The organism is Streptomyces sp. NBC_00237, from assembly GCF_026342435.1.
In the GTDB taxonomy this organism is placed as follows: Bacteria; Actinomycetota; Actinomycetes; order Streptomycetales; family Streptomycetaceae; genus Streptomyces.
This window is the reverse complement of the sequence record NZ_JAPEMT010000002.1, coordinates 2,530,652-2,550,652: the sequence shown is the minus strand read 5'-3', so window position 1 is coordinate 2,550,652 and position 20,001 is coordinate 2,530,652. Positions and strand designations below refer to the sequence as shown.

Here is a 20,001-nt window from a genome sequence, read left to right as displayed (position 1 = left end):
CCCGTATGTCGGCGTGCGATTCATTCGTACGACCCCACAAAGCCCCGTTCGAGCACGCAGAGCACGCAGACCGTTCGAGCACCGCACGAGCCGCGAGAAAGAGACCCGCCGTGGCCTCCCCGCCCCCCTCCGCCCCTCCCCTCCCCCCTGCCTCAGGACGCTCCGCCCGTCTGGTGGTCCTGGTCTCCGGTTCCGGTACGAACCTCCAAGCGCTGCTCGACGTGATCGACGCGGTCCCGAACTACGGCGCGGAGATCGTCGCGGTCGGCGCCGACCGCGACGGCATCGTCGGCCTGGAGCGGGCGGAAGGCGCCGGAATCCCCACCTTCGTGTGCCGGGTGAAGGACCACGGGACGCGGGACGAGTGGGATGCCGCGCTGACCGCCGCTACCGCCGCGTACGAGCCCGATCTCGTCGTCTCCGCGGGGTTCATGAAGATCGTGGGGAAGCAGTTCCTCGCCCGGTTCGGCGGGCGGGTGGTCAACACGCACCCCGCCCTGCTGCCCAGTTTTCCCGGTGCGCACGGCGTCCGTGACGCTCTCGCGTACGGCGCGAAGGTCACCGGGTGCACCGTCCACTTCGTCGACGACGGCGTCGACACCGGTCCGATCATCGCCCAGGGCGTGGTCGAGATCCGGCACGAAGACGACGAAGCCGCTCTGCACGAGCGGATCAAGGAAGTCGAGCGTCTGCTGCTCGTCGAGGTCGTGGGGCGTCTCGCCCGCAACGGCTACCGCATAGAGGGACGAAAGGTTCATGTCGGTGAACTCCGCTAACCCGGCCAACTCCATCGCCAATTCCATCAAGAAGCGGCCCATCCAGCGGGCGCTGGTCAGCGTCTACGACAAGACCGGTCTGGAGGAGCTGGCCCAGGGCCTGCACGAGGCCGGCGTCGAGCTGGTGTCGACCGGCTCCACCGCCGCGAAGATCGCCGCCGCCGGTGTCCCCGTCACCCGGGTCGAGGAGCTGACAGGGTTCCCCGAGTGCCTGGACGGCCGGGTCAAGACCCTGCACCCGCGCGTGCACGCCGGGATCCTCGCCGACCTGCGCCTGGAGGACCACCGCAACCAGCTCGCCGAGCTGGGCGTCGAGCCCTTCGACCTCGTCGTCGTCAACCTCTACCCGTTCACGCAGACCGTCGCGTCCGGCGCGAGCCCCGACGAGTGCGTCGAGCAGATCGACATCGGCGGCCCGTCGATGGTCCGCGCCGCCGCCAAGAACCACCCGTCGGTTGCCGTCGTCACCAGCCCGGTCCGGTACGCGGACGTCCTCGCGGCGGCCAAGGACGGCGGCTTCGACCTGACCGCCCGCAAGCGCCTCGCGGCCGAGGCGTTCCAGCACACGGCCGCGTACGACGTCGCCGTCGCGGCCTGGTTCGCCGACGACTACGCGGCGGCCGACGACAGCGGCTTCCCGGACTTCATCGGGCAGACGTACGCCCGCAAGAACGTCCTGCGGTACGGCGAGAACCCGCACCAGGGCGCCGCCCGCTACGTCGACGGTACCGGCGGCCTCGCCGAGGCGGAGCAGCTGCACGGCAAGGAGATGTCGTACAACAACTTCACCGACACGGACGCCGCCCGCCGTGCCGCGTACGACCACGCCGAGCCCTGTGTCGCGATCATCAAGCACGCCAACCCGTGCGGCATCGCCATCGGTGACGACGTCGCCGAGGCCCACCGCAAGGCCCACGCCTGCGACCCGCTCTCCGCGTTCGGCGGCGTGATCGCCGTCAACCGCCCGGTCTCCGTCGCCATGGCGAAGCAGGTCGCGGAGATCTTCACCGAGGTCATCGTCGCCCCGGCGTACGAGGACGGGGCCGTCGAGGTCCTCGCCCGCAAGAAGAACATCCGCGTCCTGCGCTGCGAGGGCGAGCCCTCCGCGAAGGTCGAGGTCAAGCCGATCGACGGCGGTGCCCTCCTCCAGGTCACCGACCGCCTCCAGGCCGAGGGCGACGACCCGAAGAACTGGACCCTGGCCACCGGCGAGGCCCTCTCCGGCGAGGAGCTCGCCGAGCTGTCCTTCGCCTGGAAGGCGTCGCGCGCGGTCAAGTCCAACGCCATCCTGCTCGCCAAGGGCGGCGCGTCCGTCGGCGTCGGCATGGGCCAGGTCAACCGCGTCGACTCCGCGAAGCTCGCCGTCGAGCGTGCGGGCGAGGAGCGGGCGAAGGGCTCGTACGCCGCGTCGGACGCCTTCTTCCCGTTCCCGGACGGCCTGGAGATCCTGCTGAACGCGGGCGTCAAGGCCGTGGTCCAGCCGGGCGGTTCGGTACGCGACGAGCTGGTCGTCGAGGCCGCGAAGAAGGCGGGCGTGACCATGTACTTCACGGGCACGCGCCACTTCTTCCACTGACACGGCCGGTAATACGTACGTGAAGGAGGCCGCGCCCTCCCCCGAAATCGGGGCGCGGCCTCCTTCACGCGCTCGTACGGTCAGACGCTCATACGGCGATCAGCACTTCGGCAGACCCGGGATCGGCTCGTAGTTGCCGCCCACGCTGAACGCGGTGGCGCTCACCCAGACGTTCCTGTTGCCGTTGTCGTCGTCGGTCTTGGCCCACCAGGTGTTCTTGTTGCCCGCGTCGTCGTGGTGGTCCTGGCCCTGCGCCTGGCAGTAGAAGTAGTTCCGCCCGGCCCAGAGGATGCCCTTCTTCGGGGTGTTCACGTTCCGGCCCTCGTAGCTGTACGCGTTCCGCCAGGTGTTGAAGTAGTACTTCCCCTGGATCTTGACCTGGGAGGCGGCCGGGACGGCGGAGCTGTCGGCCTGGGCGATCCCGGGTGCCACCAGCACCGCGGCCCCCGCGACCGTGGCACCGACAGCGGCGATCATCCTTCGGGTCCTGCGCATCATGTCCCCCTGTGAGGTGATGAGTTGCGTGGTCCGTGCCGCCTCTCCGGCGGCACACCACAACCGTCCCCCGACGCGCCCCACCGAGGTACCTCAGATGTCTCAGGGTGCCCCGGCGCCCTGGGCTGCGTACTCCTTGAGGTAGTGCGCGACCTTGTCCGCATGGGGGCGGAGCTTCGCCGGCGCTCCGCCCCACTCGTTGACCCGGGAGGCGGAGGAGCGATGCGCGACCGCCCCCGCTACCGACGTGGAGACGTTGAGGTTCGGCCACAGCGCCGGGGTGATCGCGCACAGGTACCTGCCCAGCGCCGGAATCGACTGCTCCGGCGGGAACGGCGGCTTCGGGTTCCCGGTCTTCGGCCGTTCGTCGCTGCGCAGCCAGTAGCGCACCACCCGGGGGCTCCACCGGGCGATCCCGTACTCGTCGTTGGCCGGGTCCCACAGGTCCGCGTCGAAGTCGCTCTCCACCTTCAGGATCGCCGCGATCTGCGCGGGCGTGACGTCCCGTTCGCCGCACTGGTGCGCCGCGTCGACGATCAGCTTCCGGTACGCCACCGGGACGCCCTTGTCCGTGCGCAGCTCGGCCGCCCCGTACTCGGCGTCCGGGACGGGCTGCTCCCGCAGCGCCAGGAACCCCAGCGAAGCCCCGAGGACCGCGACGGCCGCTCCCGCCGCCCACAGCGCCCGCACCGTCCGCCGCGAACGGGGCCGCAGCCGGGGCAGCCGGGGCGCGGGCGCGGAGCCGGTCACCGCCTCGATACGGCGCAGCAGCCCGGCGGCGTCGAACGCGGACCGCTCCTCGTGCGTGCGGGCCAGGCAGTCGGTGACGATGTCCCGCCACCCCTCGGGGAGTTCCGGATCGAGGTGCAGGTCCGCCTCCCCGCGCGCGTAGCCGAGCAGCGCCTCCGAGCGGGCGGCGGGCCCGCCCCCGCTGCCTCCGCCGCCGGGCAGCGGCGGCTTCCCCGTCAGCACCAGGTGCGCCAGCACCCCGAACGCCCACACGTCCGTGCTCGGTCTGACCTGCCGCCCGTTGTCGCTGATCTCCGACCAGAGCAGTTCCGGCGGTGTGTAGTCGGGCGTCGCGAACGCGGGCGCGTACGCGTGGGTGCCGTCCATCTCGGCGGCCAGGTTGAAGTCCCCGAGCCGCACCGTGCCGTCCGCCATCAGCAGTACGTTGCCGGGCTTGAGGTCGCCGTGCACCCAGCCCGCGTGGTGCAGCTGGTGTATGCCCTCGCAGACCTGGGCGAGCAGCGCGGGCCCGGCGGCGGGCACGGGCTCCCGGGCGAGCAGGGCGTCGAGGGAGCCCTCGGCCCGCTCCAGTACGAGAACGGTCGCGCCGTCCAGCTCCGGGAGGTCCGGGTCGTCGACGGTCAGCGCCTCGTACATCCGGATCAGCCGGGGGCGGGACAGCTTGCGGTGCATCGTCAGCTCGCGCTGGGCGAGTTCGCGCAGGTGGTTCAGCTGGCGCGGGGTGCGGGTGCCGGTGGGCAGGAACTTCAGGGCTGCTTCCGGGGGCAGGCCGCCGGGCGCCCCGGACACCTTCACGGCCGCGTACACGCTCCCGAAGGCCCCGGCCGCGAGCGGCTCGCGCACCTGCCAGGAGCCGATCCGGTAGCCGGGCGGGACGGGGACGGCGAAGGTCATCTCTTGGTCAACTCGCCTTCGAGCAGCGACAGTTCGGTCTCCCGTACGAGATCGAAGCGCAGCGCGAGCGAGACCAGGGACTCCTTCTTGCCGTTGAGCCGGGGGCCGCAGTCCGCCGCTTCCGGGGGCTGCTTGAGGCGGAGTTTCACGGCCAGGTAGTCGATGTTCCACTGCACGGAAGTGCGGGACGCGCCGGGCCAGTGCGGACGCAGCCGTTCCACCACCTGGTCGACGGTCGGCAGCGGGGCGTGCGGTTCGCCGCGCAGCCGGGGCTCGCACAGCGCGGCGAGCACCGCGAAGTACCGCTTCGTACGGTCGAGGGCGAAGGCGGGCGCGGTGAGGGCTCCGGGCAGGGACGGGTCCGCCGTCACGTAGTCGTGGCGCGGCGCCCACACCTCGAAGGCCAGCAGCTCCCCGGCGGCGGGCAGCACCACCCTGGAGAACTCGAAGGGCACGGGCGCGTCGAGGCGTCCCGGCGCGATCTTGATGTGCTCGCCCGCCCCTTCCGGGTTCTCGACGACGTACGTCTGCCGGGAGCCGAGGTTGCTCAGCGTCCAGAACGCGCCGCTGGCCCGGATCTCCCCGGCGGACCGGGACACCCCGTCGTGGGCGAGCGTGAGGTGGGGTACGGAGCTGCCGTCCGGCGGCGTACGGCCGAAACGCAGGGTTTCCCCCGGAGCCAGCCGGAATTGTTCCCCGGGACCCGCACAGTGCGCGGGAACCACGATGATGCTGTACATGCTCTGCATCCCTCCCTGGCAAATCCCCGCCAGGGTAGGGAGCGAAATGCCTCCGGGTAAGGCGGAAGGCCGCCAATTCCCCGGAACGAGTGGGGTATTGACGGCCTTCGCGAGGAGGTGAAGGTGGCCGCACCTTCACCTTGCCTACTTCTTGATGACGATCGTGCCACCGGCACGGTCGTGCCAGCCCTGGAGCTTGCCCGAGTTGTCGAAGAAGGGCGAGAGGTAGACCAGGAGCGTGCCGAGGCCGCAGAACAGCGAGCCGACCATCGGGATGATGTAGCGGATGAAGCCCGCACCCAGGCCGGGGGCCTGACCGGTGGACTCCTTGATGACCTTGACGCCGAGCACCATCTTGCCGAGCGTGGCGCCGAAGATGGAGACCATCAGCCATTCGTAGAGCAGGGCGATGAGGGCGAAGAGGGCGAGGGCGCCGAAGAACGCGGCGACGATGCCGACGCCGGCGTTGGTGGCGTCGGTGATGCACTGCTGGTACCCGGGGTCCGTGTACTGGATGTTGGTGCAGTCCTTGAGGGACTCCGACGCACCGACGAGACCCGCGAGACCGATCGCCGAGAAGATCGCGTACAGGATGCCGTACGCCACGCCGTCCAGCAGACGCGCGCCCAGACGGCGTCCCATCGTGGCGAGTTCGACGGTGCCCAGGCCCGCGACGTTGATGTAGCCGTTGTTGGCCTGAAGGGTGCCGCCCGGCTGCTGGGGCGGGTAGCCGTAGCCCTGCTGCGGGGGAACGCCCTGCGGGGCCTGCTGCGGGTAGCCGTACGCGGGCTGGCCCGCCGGGGGCTGCTGCGGGTAGCCGTAGCCGGGCTGGCCCTGCGGCGGCTGCTGCGGCTGGCCCTGGGGCTGGCCGTACGGGTTGTTGGGGTCGCCGAAGCTCACGTGCGATTCCTCCGTTGTCGAGCTGGGGACGGTGCGGTCCGAGCGGAGGAACGTGTCTGGAACGAGCGGTTTGCCCCCCTGCGCTACCGCGAACTGCGCGCCACATCGTCGTATTACCGACTTGTTTTTGTCCAGCCGGAAGAGCTAGGTGTTGTGCAAGTGCAACGTTTGGTTCCAGCCGGTGACAATGCGTCGTCCCAACGCCGCGACCCCCGCTCGCGCCCGAGCGGCCCCTAATTGGAACCACACCCCCTGTATCCGCGAGGATGGGCACATGACCGCCCAGATTCTCGACGGCAAGGCCACCGCAGCCGCGATCAAGTCCGAACTCACCGGCCGCGTCGCGGCCCTGATCAGCCGAGGAGTCGTTCCCGGGCTCGGCACCCTCCTGGTCGGCGACGACCCCGGCTCGAAGTGGTACGTCGCGGGCAAGCACCGCGACTGCGCCCAGGTCGGCATCGCCTCCATCCAGCGCGAACTGCCCGCGACCGCCACCCAGGAGGAGATCGAGGCAGTCGTACGGGAACTCAACGAGGACCCCGCCTGCACCGGCTACATCGTCCAGCTCCCGCTCCCCAAGGGCATCGACACCAACCGCGTCCTGGAGCTGATGGACCCGGCCAAGGACGCCGACGGCCTGCACCCGATGAGCCTGGGACGGCTCGTCATCGGCGAGACGGGCCCGCTGCCCTGCACGCCGTACGGCATCGTCCAGCTGCTGCGCCACCACGACGTCGAGATCAAGGGCGCCCACGTCGTGGTCGTCGGCCGGGGCATCACCATCGGCCGCCCGATGCCGCTGGTCCTCACCCGCAAGTCCGAGAACGCCACCGTCACCCAGTGCCACACCGGCACCCGTGACCTCTCCCACCACCTGCGTCAGGCCGACATCATCGTCGCCGCCGCCGGTGTGCCGCACCTGATCAAGCCCGAGGACGTCAAGCCGGGCGCGGCCGTCCTGGACGTCGGCGTCAGCCGCGACGAGAACGGCAAGATCGTCGGCGACGTGCACCCCGGCGTCGCCGAGGTCGCGGGCTGGGTCGCCCCCAACCCGGGTGGCGTGGGCCCGATGACCCGTGCCCAGCTGCTGGTCAACGTCGTTGAGGCGGCCGAGCGCGCAGCCGGTATCGACGCGGGCTGACGGGCCGACCGGGAAGCGTACGGGACGATTTCGGGACGAAGAGGGAGCAGCGAGGCCATGGGCGACAAGGCGGACGACCGCAGCGAGCCGACCGGCGGCGGGGCCACCGAGGACACGAAGTCCCCGGCGGGCGTGAAGTCCCCGGCGGAGCCCGGCGACCCCGTGACTCCCACGACCGAGGCTCCCGAGCCCGAGGCCAAGGGCGTCGTCAGTGCCCCCGGCCCCGACGGGCCGGTGCGCACCACGCGGCGCTTCCCCGCCCTCACCCGGGACACCGCCCGCCCCGAGGGCGGCGGCCGGGCCGCCGACGGGGACGCTCCGGCGCCCGTCCGGCAGTGGCCGCTGCTCACGGTGCTCGGGATGACGGGGCTCGGGCTGCTGCTGGTCGCCGTCGACGCGTTCGGCATGGGGTTCCGGCTGGGCACGGTCCTGATCGGGGCCGCCCTGATCACCGGGGCGGTGTTCCGCTGGGTGCTGCCGGGCGTGGGCATGCTCGCGGTCCGCTCCCGCTTCACGGACATCGTGACGTACGGGACGCTGGGCCTGCTCATCGTGATGCTGGCGATGATGACGCAGCCCAAGCCGTGGCTGAAGATCCCGATCGTGGAGCAGGTGGTGCGCTTCACCGTGCGCTGATCCGGCGCGGGCACGTCGGAGACGCGCCGAAGACACGGCACGGCAGGACGGTGGCCCGTTCCCTCCCCCCGTGGGAAGAACGGGCCACCGTCGTGTTCGTGGCAATCGGTGATCAGCGACAGCTCGGGCTGTTGCGGATGTTGATCGCGTACGGCTTCCAGCCCGGCCGGACGCTGTAGACCCGGCGCGGCTTCGCGCACTCCCAGTGGCGGCCGGTGCCGTTGTGGCGCATCAGGTAGATGCGGGCGCCGTCGTCGTAGCGGGAGTTGACGATGACGTTCGACGACCGGCCGCGCGGGCCGAGCAGCTGGTAGCCCCAGTCCTTGTACGCGGCCTTGTAGGTGTTGCCCCGGTAGAAGCAGACGCGCGGCCAGTCGCAGCGCCTGGCCTGGGCGCTGAGGTCGGCGGCACCGACGGTGTTGACGGCCGAGGTCGCGGCGGCGGGCTTGCTGACGGACGCCTTCGCCGGGGCCGCCGCAGCGGGCCCCGCCCCGGCGGCGAAGAGCCCGCCGAGGGTCAGGGCGGCGGTGGCGAGTGCGACGGTGCGCTTGGGAGCGTGCATGTGGTGTTCCTCCCCGTTGTCGTACGGCCCGCTCCGGTTCGAGCGGGGGTACGGGAACGACTGTGCGCAGCTGTTTCCGGTCGCCGCCACAGCGATCCACCCGTACGGGACAGCAGGGGACGTCCCACGCCCCCACCTGCGGGGACGCCCCGTCCCAGGAGGCTTCGCTGGGACGTCCGGGACGCGCAGGGGCAGGCGGGAATCGGCCGGAAGCCACCTCGCGCCCGCCGCCAGGGAACCCGCGCGGCGGCCCTTCGCATCATCAGTGGGGAGTGCCGGGGGCCACGGCCGACCCGGCTCGGGGGTCCGGGGCTCGGCCCAAAGGACGCAGACACGCGTACGGGGTGAAGCATGGCGCGGTGGAAGACGCTGCCGCCCCAGCTGGGCGAGCGCGACCGTCAACTGGTCGCCCAGCTGCGGAGGCTGAAGGACCACAGCGGCCTCAGTCTGGCCGCACTGGAGACGAGGACAAGCAGCAGCCGCTCTTCCTGGGAGCGCTATCTCAACGGCCGCACTCCGCCGTCGAGAGAGGCCGTCGGGGAACTGGCCCGGGTCTGCGGAAGCGACCCCACCCGCCTCCTCGTCCTGTACGACGTCGCCGCGCGCGACCGCGGGGCCCGCGCGGAGGAGAACGGCCAGGACCGGGCACGGCAGCACCCGGACGAGGAACCGGAGCCCGCGCGGACGTCACACGGCCGCACCCCGCGCCCCGCCGTCCTCGCCTCCGCCGGATGCGCGCTCCTGGTGGCCTTCGCCGCCGGGTACGCCGTCGCCTCGGCGACCGGGGCCGGGACGACGCCGCAGGACCCGGCCGCGTACGCGTACCAGGAGGACAGGACGTACTCCTGCGGCACCGGACGCAAGGACGGCGGGCGGTACGCGGGGCACGGCGTCACCCGGGAGACCCTGCTGACGCCGGACGCGAGCGGCCGGGACGTCGTCGAGGCGCAGTGCCTGCTGCGCGCGCACGGCGTGGACCCGGGGGTCGTCGACGGACTGTACGGCCCGGCCGTGACGGACGCCGTCCGCGCCTTCCAGAAGCGGCGCGGGCTGGTGCCCGACGGTCTGGTCGGCGAGAACACCTGGCGGGAGCTGCGCCGATGAGGAGTGAAGGGCAGGAGCCGGTTCCGGGTGGGGATCGTGCCCATCTGGCGGCGGAACTGCGGGAGTTGCGGATCGGTACGGGGCTGAGCCTGGCCGCGCTGGCGGACCGTACTCCGTACAGCAAGTCCTCCTGGGAGCGCTATCTCAACGGAAAGAAGCCGGTCCCGAGGCAGGCGGTGGAGGCCCTGTGCACGGTCGCGGGAGTACCGCCCGCGCGGCTGCTGGCCCTGTGGGAGCTGGCGGACGCGTGCTGGAGCGGCCGCTCGGAGCACGCGTCGGGGACCGTTCCCGTACGGGAGCCCGTGGTCGAACTCGCCCGGGAACCCGGCCCCGTGCGCAGGGGATGGCAGCCGTACGCGCTGATGGTGGGCGGTGCCCTGGTCGGGGCGGCGGCCGTGGCCCTCGGTGTCGGCCTCGCGGCGCTCGGGGCGGGCGGCCCGCCGGACGTCGGCTCCTCGCCGCAGCCCACCCGTGGGGTCGCCGTGGCCGCCGGGTGCCTGGGCGCGCAGTGCGTGGGGCGCATGCCCCGGGGGATGGGGTGCGGGCAGTCGGGGGCGGCGACCTCGCTGGTGGACCGGACCGCGCGGGGCGGGCAGCGGGTGGAGATCCGGTACAGCAGCGTGTGCAGGGCGGTGTGGGTGCGGGCGTCGTTCCTGAAGGCGGGGGACAAGGTGGCGCTCTATCCCGCGCTGGAGGACGAGACCGACGGGCGGGGCGAGACGCAGGGAGCCGAGAACGAGGGGGGTGAAACGTCGCAGACCGGCCCAAAAGTCATGCGGGCGGAGGCCGTCGATGTGGGGGATGCCACAGATTGGGTCGTCACCCCCATGCTCGCGCCGCGCGATCCGGCCGGAGTGCGGGCCTGTCTGGAGCCTGCGGCGGGAGGCGCGCCGGAGTGTTTCGCGGGGTGACTCGCAAAAGATCGACATACACAACTGGAGGGAACCATTCCACTGTTGGGTGTCGTCTTGAGATCCGGTGTCCCGGACTGGATCACCTCAAAGATCTTGTTTCGGAGGAAGCTGTCGCAAGGCAGTTGAATAGCGGACTTGTCTGGACATTGTGGACCGCCGTGAGGGAAGGTCAGGGCTCGGGCAATCCGCACACAGCATCGATGGGACACTGGTACGGGCGATCGGAACGGGAGCGCGCAATGAGGTGCGTCCGGGTTCCGATTTGCTCCCGTGCGCTCCCGCCCCAGGAACTGACATCCTGGCTCAGCGCATCCCTCTGGGTACGCCGCCTTCACCAGGGCAGGGGCCTAAGGGGCAGGAGCAGAGGGCAGAACAGAGCGCGGGGCACATCAGGAACGTACGGGGGGACAAGGGGGAAGCTATGCCTCGTTGGAAAGCGCTGCCGGAAGGACTCGACCCGCAGGTCAGGGAGTTCGCCAACCAGCTGCGTCGACTCGTCGACCGCAGCGGTCTGAGCGTTGCCGCGGTCGCGGACCGCACCGGGTACAGCAAGACGTCCTGGGAGCGCTATCTCAATGGACGGCTGCTCGCACCCAAGGGCGCGGTCGTCGCGCTCTCCGACGTGACCGGGACCAATCCCGTTCACCTCACCACCATGTGGGAGCTCGCGGAGCGCGCCTGGAGCCGTTCCGAGATGCGCCACGACATGACGATGGAAGCCATCCGGATCTCCCAGGCGCGCGCGGCGCTGGGCGAGTTCGGTGCGCCCGCGTCCCAGAACGCCAAGTCGCGCAAGGCGGGCACCACCTCGACCCCGCCGACGCGTCCGGGTTCCGCTGCGCGTCCGGGCTCCTCGGGGCCGGGTTCCGCTTCGGTGCCGGGCCAGTCCCGCGCGTCGGAGTCGGCGCTGACCGACACCGGCCAGCAGCGGCGTGCCGCCCGGCCGAACACCGACGCGTTCGACATGACGACGAACCTGAAGATCCCCAGCGAGCTCAAGGCGCGTACCGGGCAGGTCCCGTCGGCGCGTTCCGGGCAGGGATCCGCGTCCGCCGCGCGCACCGCGCCGAGCCGTCCCGCCCCGGGCCGCCCGGAGCACGAGCGCGACTACGCGAACGACTTCGAGCGCGGCTTCAACCAGGGCCAGAGCTACAACAGCCCGTCGGCCTCCTCCGCTTCCTCGTCCTCCGCGCGTTCCGGTTCCGGCGGTGCGGGCGGTTACGACCGTCCCGCGGGCCCCGGCCCCGGCGGCGCGCGTCCGGGCCCGCCGCCGCCGAACTCGGCACCGGACCGCCAGCGCCAGCGGCGCAAGCTGACGATGTTCCTGGCGGGCGTCGTCGGCGCACTGCTGGTGATCGTGGCCGCAGTGCTGCTGACCAGCGGCGACGACAAGGACAAGGAGCCGAACGCGGGCAAGACCCCGGCGGCTTCGCAGGACAGGACGACGACGCCCAAGCTGCCCGCCGGTGTGAAGTGCAACGGCAAGGCGTGCGAGGGCAAGGACCCCGAGGCGATGGGCTGCGGCGGCGAGTACGCCATCACGTCCGCGCGCGGCACGGTCGGCACCGCCAAGATCGAGGTCCGCTACAGCAAGACGTGCGGCGCGGCCTGGGCCCGTATCACCGGTGCCGCGGGCGGCGACAAGGTGACGGTCTCCTCCGACACCTCGGCTGCCGGGCGCAACGGCGTGGTCGGCGCGGCGTCCACCGACGCGTACACGTCGATGGTCGAGTCGGCCACGGCGGACGAGGCGCGGGCGTGCGCGACGCTGAAGAGCGGCAAGAAGAGCTGCACGACGGCCGAGTAGCCGACGAGAAGAAAACTGACATCGGGGCGCATGCCCTCCCCTCTTCGGGGAAGGTGCATGTCACCCCCCACGGGTGACGCCACCCGAGACGGCCGTTCGCGCTCCCCCCCTCTGCGCGGACGGCCGTCGGCGTTCCCGAGGGCGTACGGCGGTGGGGTGTGGGCAGTGGGGCGTACGGCGATGGGGTGTGCGTAGTGGGGTGTGCGCCGTGGGGTGTGCGCCGTCCCACACGGACCCGGGAGTCCGCCCCGCCCGAGGCGCGATAGCCTGGCGGGCGGACATCTCTCCACATCGAGATATCCCGCACAAGGGGCAGGGACCCCCGCCACTTCGCTTGTCTTACGGAGATCGCCATGACCCGCACTCCCGTGAATGTCACCGTCACCGGCGCGGCCGGACAGATCGGCTACGCGCTGCTCTTCCGCATCGCCTCCGGTCACCTGCTCGGCCAGGACGTGCCGGTCAAGCTGCGTCTCCTGGAGATTCCGCAGGGCCTGAAGGCCGCTGAGGGCACCGCCATGGAGCTCGACGACTGCGCCTTCCCGCTGCTCCAGGGCATCGAGATCACGGACGACCCGAACGTCGGCTTCGACGGCGCGAACGTCGCCCTCCTCGTCGGCGCCCGCCCCCGTACGAAGGGCATGGAGCGCGGCGACCTGCTCTCGGCCAACGGCGGCATCTTCAAGCCCCAGGGCAAGGCCATCAACGACAACGCCGCGGACGACATCCGCGTCCTCGTTGTCGGCAACCCGGCCAACACCAACGCGCTCATCGCGCAGGCCGCCGCCCCGGACGTCCCGGCGGAGCGCTTCACCGCGATGACCCGTCTGGACCACAACCGCGCGCTCTCGCAGCTCTCGAAGAAGACCGGCACCCCGGTCTCCGAGCTGAAGAAGCTCACGATCTGGGGCAACCACTCCGCCACCCAGTACCCGGACATCTTCCACGCCGAGGTGGCGGGCAAGAACGCCGCCGAGGTCGTCAACGACGAGCAGTGGCTGGCCGACACCTTCATCCCGACCGTCGCCAAGCGCGGCGCGGCGATCATCGAGGCCCGTGGCGCGTCCTCGGCCGCCTCGGCCGCCAACGCCGCCATCGACCACGTGCACACGTGGGTCAACGGCACGGCCGCGGGCGACTGGACCTCGATGGGCATCCCGTCGGACGGCTCCTACGGCGTCCCGGAGGGCCTGATCTCCTCCTTCCCCGTCACCTGCAAGGACGGCAAGTACGAGATCGTCCAGGGCCTGGAGATCAACGACTTCTCCCGCGCCCGCATCGACGCCTCGGTACAGGAGCTCAAGGAAGAGCGCGACGCGGTGCGCGAGCTCGGCCTGATCTGAGGTCCCGACGGTCCTGAGGTCCCGCCCGACCTGAGGTCCCGCCTGATCCGACCCCTTATGGTCTGATTCGCTTCACACAAAGCCCCCGGCAGTTCAACTGCCGGGGGTTTTGTGCGTGTTGAGCCGCCCCGAAGCCCTCAGAACTGTTGTGCACCTACCCCCGAATGTAGTACTTCTTGTACATGAGCGAGCAGGTGCACAACAGAATGGCCGTGGTGAGAGCCGAGCGGAAAGTCTCCCGCCAGGCCCTCGCCGAAGCGGTCGGCGTCCACTACCAGACCATCGGCTACATCGAGCGCGGGCAGTACAACCCCAGCCTGGACCTGGCCCTGAAGGTCGCCGCGTTCTTCGAACTGCCGGTCGAGGCGCTGTTCTCACTGGAGCCGTTCGGCTCGCTCACGCAAGAGGTCTACGGGAGGAAGTCACAGTCATGAACGCGTCCGCCAGCAACAAGATGACGGGGTACGACCGGCGCATGCAGGCCCTGATGAACGACCCCAGGGGGCGCGTGTTCAGCGCCACGAAGGGCCGCCGCCGGGCCGCCGTCGCCGCGAGCGTGGCCCTGACCCTCGGTGACGCCGCCCTCCTCGTGCAGATATTCGCGTACGACCAGCGGTGGGCCCTCTTCGCTCTGATCCCCGTCACGCTCCTCTGGTGCCTGGCCACCGGCATCCTCAACGGCGCCACCTGCGGCCTCTTCGAGCTCCGAGCCCGCGCCCTGGACGAGCGCCAGCTCATGGAGCGCGAGCGGGCCCGCGCCACGGCGCACAAGATGACGGGTGCGCTGATCATCGGTGCCGCCGCCGGACTCTGGCTGGCAGCCCACGCCACCGACGGCCAACTGACCAGGGCGTACGTCGCCCCGCTGCTCGTCGGCGTGTTCGTCCTGCTCTGGATGATGCCGCTGTGGGTCGCGGCCCTCCAGGTCCAGGACGCCCCCGAGCCGGCCGACGACTTCGAGGGCGACTTCGGCGGCGTTTTCGAGAAGGCGGTCGTCTCGCACAACTGACCACGAGGGCACCTATCCGGGGCGTTCCCCCGTGAACGGGACGAAGAGGGGCCGTGCCGGGCCTAGTCTGACGCACCCCATCGGACCGCCCGGGGCGCGAAGCAGCCAGCCGCGCGCGGGAGTTGACGTCAGTCGAGGACCGCCCCGTGACCCACCCCGTACCCGTCGTCCCGCCGCAGTCCCCGCCGCAGTCCCCACCCCCGGACCCCTCCGCCGCACGGCACCCGGTGCCCCCCGCCCTCAGCGAGGCCAGCCGCCTGCTCTGCGCCGGGGTCTACCTCGACGGTGCGTACCGCGACGCGGTGATCGAGGAGCTGTACGTCCACGAGGAGCGGGTCACGGCCCCCTCGTACGGCTTCGACGCGGCCCGCGTCCTCGCGCACGCCCTGCGTGCACGCCGTATCGAACTGGTCTGGGCGGCCGGGACCGTACTCCTCTGGACGCTCGCCACGGTCCTCACCGGCGGCCTCTTCCTGCTCCTCCTCTTCCCCTGCGTCGTCCTCGCCCTGGCCACGCTGGTCCGGGGCTCCGCCCGCCGCCCCGAACCGGCCCGCCAGATCCCGGCGCTGCTGCTGCGCTGGTACGGCCGGGCCGTGTTCGCCTGGGCCCTGCTCTGGCTGGGGGCCCGTGCCTTCGACGACCCGGAGACGTGGGATCCGACCTGGCTGGACGAGGTGCTGACGAACCTCCAGGGCGTCTTCGGCGGCCCGTTCGCCCCCCTCGACACGTCGGGCCTCTTCGGCTTCGGGCGTGACTCCCAGCCCGTCTGGGTGACGCTGTTCTTCCTGGCCGTACTCGTCGTGACGGCGGGCGCCCAGCGCCTCCAGTTCGCCCGCATCCTTGCCCAGGAGCTGGAGCGGACCGCCTTCGCCGCCCGCCACCAGGACCGCGCCGAGATCGAGTCCGGGCCCGTCGGCCCCCGCTCGCGGCGGCTGCGCGCACTGGTCGACGCCGAGCAGTCCTCGCCGCTCATCATGTACGGCGCCGAGGACCCGTTCCTGGGCGCGGGTGCACCGGTCGACACCTGGGAACTCGCCGTCGAGCTCAAGCCCCGCGAGGGCGTCACCCCGTACCCCCTGGACAACCGGACGATCCTCGACCGGGTCCGGCCCCTCGTCGAAGCCCTCCAGCGCCCCTCCGCGCACGGCGACAAGGTCATCGACCGGCTGCGCGAACTCGTCGTCGACGAGTGCGTGTTCATGCCCACGCTGGACGTGCCGTCCTTCGCGTCGACGCAGGGCAGTCCCGCATTCGTACGGGACTACCTGGCGGCGGCCGTCGAGGAGGGCGGCGAGACCCGACGGCACTTCCTGCGCATCCGGGTCGGCGGCTGGGGCGAGGAGGTCGTCGTCACCGTCTTCGTACGGGTGCACACGCAGGGCGGGATGCTGATGCTGGAGATCGCCCCGCACGTACTGCCGCCGGTGCGCCCGCAGTTCCTGGCCGGAACGCTGGCGGCCCGCCGCTACCTGACGGGCAACGCACTCGTCCGGATCGCGGGCGGTCTCGCGGACACCCCGGCCGCGCCGGTGCGGGCGCTGATCACGCTCGTACGGGGAGTGGGCAGCGGCTTCCAGCTCCTCACCGGCGGACTGGGCGGCGAGCCGCGCACCGGCCCCGACTTCTCCGTACGGGAAAGGGTGGCGACCGGCCGCCTCTCCCTCTTCCAGGACATGGACGTCAGCCGCTACCTGAAGAGCGTGCAGGACCGGGTCGCGGGCGGGGTCAAGGACGCGCTGTACGCGGCGGGCTGGCAGACCGGCGAGTTCGAGCAGAAGGTCATCAACGTCTCCGACGGCGGGGTCGTCATCGACTCCGTGCACCACAGCGCCCTGGGCTTCGGGCCGGGCTCCCGCGCGAACACCACCAACAACTCCCGCACCACCAACCCAGGCCCCCAGGGCCCCGTACGCGGAGGCAACGGCAATGGCGCACGCTAACGAGACCCCCACCCCCGGGCCGCACATCGGCTCAGTCAGCAACAGCTCCCTGACCTTCGGCGCGAACAGCACGGCCACCACCACGAACAACACCGTGGCCGCACAGCCGGATCTTCTCTCCGAGGTGCGGGCCCTGCGCGAGGACCTGGCGCGGCTTGCGGCCACCGAGCCGATCGAGGTACTCGACGCCGAACTCGTCGAGGCAGAAGCCGAACTCACCAGGACGGGCCGGGCTCCGAGCCCCCTCCTCGGCCGCATCGGCCGAGCCCTGGAAGCCTCAGGCCCTGCCGCCACGGGCTTCGCCTCGGCGATCGCGCTGGCCCAGTCCATCGGCACCCTCCTCTCGGGAGCCTGACCGGTGCCCAAACCCCGCGACACCCCCGACCGCATCTGGAACCCCACCACCCAAAGCTGGCAACCGGCCGAGTCCTCCGGGGCGGCGGGGCTCCCCGGGGCAGCCGAACGGCCGGGGGCAGCCGGACCCCCCGGGGCAGCCGGATCCCCCGGCGTGGCGGGACCTCCCGGCGTGGCGGGGCCCTCCGGTGTGGCGGGACCCCCCGGTGTGGCCGGATCCTCCGGGGCGGCCGGATCCTCCGGTGTGGCCAGGCCCCCGGGGCAGCCGAACCCGCCCGGGGCGGCCTGGCCCTCTGGGGCGGCGGTGCCTCCCCACCCCGGTGCTGCCCCGCTCCACCCCGAGGGCCCAGCCCTCTCCGGGCATCCCCCGCCCCACCCCGGGAGCCTCGCCCGTCCGGAGTGCCTCGCGCCCTACCCCGGGAGCCTCGCCCCTCCGGAGCACCCCCCGCCCACGCCCACCACAGCCCCACCCCGCCCCACCCCGAGGCTGATCGCCACCACCCTCCTCCTCGCCCTCACCCTCGGCGCCGGAGGCACCTGGCTCGCCCTCCACCTCACCGACGACACCACAACCACCACCTCCAGCAACAAGGCCGCTGCCCCCACACCCCCCGGCATCCCCGGCCCCGCCCCCCTCCCTCCGGGCATGGCCACCACCCCCGACCCCACCCCAGCCCTCCCCCCGGACTACACCCTCATCACCGACCCCATCGGCCCCACCCTCGCCGTCCCCTCCACCTGGATCCAGGACTCCGCCCGGTCCGGTACCACCTTCTACCGAGGCCCGACCAAGGCCCACTTCCTCCAGCTCTGGAGGATCTCCGAACCCGACTTCTCCTCCACGGACGCCCTGGAGGAGACCGCCAAGAACGAGTCGAACAACAAGATCGGCTACGAACGCATCTCCCTCACCACCGTCCCCACCTCCCCCCACCCCGAGACCGAAGAGCTCGTCTACGCCTTCGACAGCTCGGAAACCTCCGAACGCGTCCGCCACCTCGAACGCGTCTTCCGCGCCACGGACGGCTCCCTCTACGCCGTCATGGTTTCCGGGCCCGACACCGCCTGGCCGCACCAGCGCACCACCGTCGAAACGGCCCTCGCCCACTTCACCTCGTGAACACGACCTGTTCCGATCCCGCTCACCGGATCTACCATGTGCCTTCGCGCGGACGGGAGTTCAGGCGGTCGGAACGGTGCTGGAGGGGGAGCGGGCCATGGCGCACGCCGACGATTTCGCGCGCCCGGGCTCAGGGGGCCGGAGCGGCGGCACCAGCGGCACCGGCAACGAGGGTGCTCAACTCCCCAACCCCCGCTCACCGTTCAGCACGGCCAAGCCCCGAAGCCGCTTCCACTTCCGTTTCACCCCCGTCAACGTCCTGCTCGTGACCCTCGGCCTCCTGATCGGCATCGGCACGGCCTGGTTCGTCCAGGATCCGGCGACCGCCCCGGCCCCCCTCCCAGCCCCCACCCAGAACTCCACACCACGCGCCACCCCCGCACCCCCCAAGCCCACTCCACCCCCCTCTCCCACTCTCCCCGCCGACTTCGCCGTCATACGGGACCCCTCCGACGTCACCCTCGCCGTCCCGTCCGGCTGGCGGCGCGACGTGGCCGCGTCCGTCTACTACCGCTCGCCCACGTCCCCGTACAGCCGCTTCCTCCAGTTCTGGCCCCTCGCCGAGTCCCGGATGAGCGCGACCCGGGCGCTGCGCGTCACGGTCGCCACCCACCGGCACTACCCGGGCTTCGAGCTCCAGGCCCTGCACCCCACCACCAAGGGCGCGGCCGAACTCGTCTACTCGTACGACAGCACGCGTACGGGGAGACGGCTCACGCTCATCCAGCGGGTGTTCCCGGCGCCGGACGGGAAGCGGTACGCGTTCGCCGTCGTCGGCCCCGCCGAGGAGTGGCCCCGCCAACGGACCACCCTGGAAACGGCCTTGCGGCACTTCGAGCCCGTGGGCGAGTGAGGCAGACCACGCCCCGCCTCCGCCCCCGCTGACCAGGGTGACGCGCGACACCACACGGGGCACGGGGGCGGAGCGAGCGGCCTACGAGACCGGGCCACTACGAGGTCGAGGAACTGCTGGGCGCGGGAGGCATGGGCGAGGTGTACCTCGCCCCCTCGACGTCCGGGCGGGCCGTCGCGGACAAGGGTGATCAGGCCCGACCTGGCGACGACGCCCGGCTCCGCGAGCGATTCGCGCGCGAGGTGCACGCGGCGCGGCAGGCCAGCGGGGCGTTCACCGCGCCGCTCCTGGACACGGACGCGGACGCGGACGCGGACGCGGACACGGAGGCGGAGACGCCGTGGATGGCGACTCAGTACGTCGAGGGCCCCACGCTGTCGGCTGCGGTGTCGGGCGGCGGCCCGATGCCCGCCGACTACGAGGCCGCCGCAGTGCCGGCGGGGTGTGCTCAGCTGAAGAAGTCGATGATGCGGGTGAGCGTGTTGTGGTCGATCTTGCTGAGGATCCAGCGGACCGGGTTCCACGAGCTGAGCTGCAGGATCTTCGTGCGCAGGATCTTCGCGGCCTTGCTGAGGTTGCCCTTGGCCGCCTTGTAGGAGGACTTGGCGGCGCTGCTGAGCCACTTGAAGGCGCCCGGAACCTTCTTGATGACCGCCAGGATGGCGCTGAGCTTGCCACCCCTGAGACCGGCCTGCTTGAGGGCGGCCACGTCGGCAGCAGTGACCTGGCCGGTGGTCTGGGCCTGCGTGGACAGGCCGGCCAGTGTGGTGAGCTGGTGGGCAGTCAGGCTCTGACTGCCCACCTGGACTGTCTGGACCGCGGCGGCACGGGCTGGAGCCTGGGTGCTCCTGGCCTGTGCCGCTGGAGCGGCCACGCCGAGTGCGACGGCTGTGGCTATTCCCGCTGCGGTCATACGGAGTTTGTTGTTCATTGCCATTCCTGCCCCTCGCTGATGCGATCTCGCAGGGTCGGCGATCGGTATGCCCTCTCAACCGACCCTGTGGCGCCGGGTGTTCCGGCTCCGCAATCCTGGCAAGGGTGTCGACGTGCTGCTATTGCTTCTTTGGGCGTGGCACGACGGGGCATT

20 protein-coding genes are annotated in these 20,001 nt (G+C 71.5%); 14 read left to right on the top strand and 6 right to left on the bottom strand.

Annotated elements, in window-relative coordinates; all coding sequences use genetic code 11:
- Positions 1 to 110: 110 nt before the first annotated feature.
- Both purN and purH read left to right on the top strand, forming a co-directional pair.
- Positions 111 to 776, top strand: coding sequence for a phosphoribosylglycinamide formyltransferase (gene purN / locus OG897_RS25100; RefSeq protein ID WP_266659541.1), 666 nt, complete (start codon positions 111 to 113; stop codon positions 774 to 776).
- Positions 757 to 2,352 (top strand): bifunctional phosphoribosylaminoimidazolecarboxamide formyltransferase/IMP cyclohydrolase, encoded by a 1,596-nt coding sequence (purH, locus tag OG897_RS25095; RefSeq protein ID WP_323188098.1) that lies wholly within the window; start codon positions 757 to 759, stop codon positions 2,350 to 2,352. The genes purN and purH overlap by 20 nt, the downstream gene beginning before the upstream one ends.
- A gap of 99 nt (positions 2,353 to 2,451) precedes the next feature.
- Here purH and OG897_RS25090 read toward each other — a convergent pair whose 3' ends face one another.
- The 4 genes from OG897_RS25090 to OG897_RS25075 form a co-directional block, all read right to left on the bottom strand.
- Complete coding sequence (locus OG897_RS25090) at positions 2,452 to 2,829, bottom strand: hypothetical protein (protein ID WP_266659537.1); 378 nt, start codon at positions 2,827 to 2,829, stop codon at positions 2,452 to 2,454.
- 120 nt (positions 2,830 to 2,949) lie between these two features.
- Positions 2,950 to 4,491 (bottom strand): protein kinase, encoded by a 1,542-nt coding sequence (locus tag OG897_RS25085; RefSeq protein ID WP_266659535.1) that lies wholly within the window; start codon positions 4,489 to 4,491, stop codon positions 2,950 to 2,952.
- Entirely contained in the window at positions 4,488 to 5,231 is a 744-nt protein-coding gene (locus OG897_RS25080; protein WP_266659533.1) for an FHA domain-containing protein, read from the bottom strand. Before OG897_RS25080 ends, OG897_RS25085 begins: the two co-directional genes overlap by 4 nt.
- Before the next feature lie 144 nt (positions 5,232 to 5,375).
- On the bottom strand, positions 5,376 to 6,131 hold the full coding sequence (locus OG897_RS25075; RefSeq protein ID WP_266659531.1) for an RDD family protein: 756 nt from the start codon (positions 6,129 to 6,131) through the stop codon (positions 5,376 to 5,378).
- Between the two features lie 274 nt (positions 6,132 to 6,405).
- On the opposite strand from OG897_RS25075, the gene OG897_RS25070 reads away from it, so the two are divergent.
- Positions 6,406 to 7,272 carry a bifunctional methylenetetrahydrofolate dehydrogenase/methenyltetrahydrofolate cyclohydrolase gene (locus OG897_RS25070; RefSeq protein WP_266659529.1) on the top strand — a complete coding sequence of 289 codons (867 nt, stop codon included), beginning with the start codon at positions 6,406 to 6,408 and terminating at the stop codon, positions 7,270 to 7,272.
- A gap of 57 nt (positions 7,273 to 7,329) precedes the next feature.
- A complete protein-coding gene (locus OG897_RS25065) occupies positions 7,330 to 7,908 on the top strand; it encodes a DUF3017 domain-containing protein (protein WP_266659527.1) in 579 nt (192 codons plus the stop codon).
- A gap of 112 nt (positions 7,909 to 8,020) precedes the next feature.
- On the opposite strand, the gene OG897_RS25060 is transcribed toward OG897_RS25065, so the two are convergent.
- Positions 8,021 to 8,470, bottom strand: coding sequence for a hypothetical protein (locus tag OG897_RS25060; protein WP_266659525.1), 450 nt, complete (start codon positions 8,468 to 8,470; stop codon positions 8,021 to 8,023).
- Between the two features lie 351 nt (positions 8,471 to 8,821).
- Here OG897_RS25060 and OG897_RS25055 point away from each other — a divergent pair, with 351 nt between their 5' ends.
- From OG897_RS25055 to OG897_RS25010, 10 genes are all read left to right on the top strand, one after another.
- The gene (locus OG897_RS25055; protein WP_266659523.1) at positions 8,822 to 9,574 is read left to right on the top strand and encodes a peptidoglycan-binding protein; all 753 of its coding nucleotides are present in this window, start codon (positions 8,822 to 8,824) and stop codon (positions 9,572 to 9,574) included.
- The gene (locus OG897_RS25050; RefSeq protein WP_266659521.1) at positions 9,571 to 10,485 is read left to right on the top strand and encodes an XRE family transcriptional regulator; all 915 of its coding nucleotides are present in this window, start codon (positions 9,571 to 9,573) and stop codon (positions 10,483 to 10,485) included. The genes OG897_RS25055 and OG897_RS25050 overlap by 4 nt, the downstream gene beginning before the upstream one ends.
- 424 nt (positions 10,486 to 10,909) lie before the next feature.
- The gene (locus tag OG897_RS25045) at positions 10,910 to 12,295 is read left to right on the top strand and encodes an XRE family transcriptional regulator (protein ID WP_266659519.1); all 1,386 of its coding nucleotides are present in this window, start codon (positions 10,910 to 10,912) and stop codon (positions 12,293 to 12,295) included.
- A gap of 353 nt (positions 12,296 to 12,648) precedes the next feature.
- Positions 12,649 to 13,638 carry a malate dehydrogenase gene (locus OG897_RS25040; RefSeq protein WP_185028179.1) on the top strand — a complete coding sequence of 330 codons (990 nt, stop codon included), beginning with the start codon at positions 12,649 to 12,651 and terminating at the stop codon, positions 13,636 to 13,638.
- A 182-nt stretch (positions 13,639 to 13,820) separates the two neighbouring features.
- The gene (locus OG897_RS25035; protein ID WP_266659514.1) at positions 13,821 to 14,072 is read left to right on the top strand and encodes a helix-turn-helix transcriptional regulator; all 252 of its coding nucleotides are present in this window, start codon (positions 13,821 to 13,823) and stop codon (positions 14,070 to 14,072) included.
- Complete coding sequence (locus tag OG897_RS25030) at positions 14,069 to 14,647, top strand: hypothetical protein (RefSeq protein WP_266659512.1); 579 nt, start codon at positions 14,069 to 14,071, stop codon at positions 14,645 to 14,647. Before OG897_RS25035 ends, OG897_RS25030 begins: the two co-directional genes overlap by 4 nt.
- A gap of 146 nt (positions 14,648 to 14,793) precedes the next feature.
- Positions 14,794 to 16,587, top strand: coding sequence for a hypothetical protein (locus tag OG897_RS25025; RefSeq protein ID WP_266659510.1), 1,794 nt, complete (start codon positions 14,794 to 14,796; stop codon positions 16,585 to 16,587).
- Positions 16,574 to 16,942 (top strand): hypothetical protein, encoded by a 369-nt coding sequence (locus OG897_RS25020; RefSeq protein ID WP_266659508.1) that lies wholly within the window; start codon positions 16,574 to 16,576, stop codon positions 16,940 to 16,942. The genes OG897_RS25025 and OG897_RS25020 overlap by 14 nt, the downstream gene beginning before the upstream one ends.
- A gap of 303 nt (positions 16,943 to 17,245) precedes the next feature.
- On the top strand, positions 17,246 to 18,061 hold the full coding sequence (locus tag OG897_RS25015) for a hypothetical protein (protein WP_266659506.1): 816 nt from the start codon (positions 17,246 to 17,248) through the stop codon (positions 18,059 to 18,061).
- Positions 18,062 to 18,158: 97 nt separating this feature from the next.
- A complete protein-coding gene (locus tag OG897_RS25010) occupies positions 18,159 to 18,914 on the top strand; it encodes a hypothetical protein (RefSeq protein WP_266659504.1) in 756 nt (251 codons plus the stop codon).
- Positions 18,915 to 19,362: 448 nt separating this feature from the next.
- Here OG897_RS25010 and OG897_RS25005 read toward each other — a convergent pair whose 3' ends face one another.
- Complete coding sequence (locus tag OG897_RS25005; protein ID WP_266659502.1) at positions 19,363 to 19,845, bottom strand: hypothetical protein; 483 nt, start codon at positions 19,843 to 19,845, stop codon at positions 19,363 to 19,365.
- Between the last annotated feature and the right edge of the window lie 156 nt (positions 19,846 to 20,001).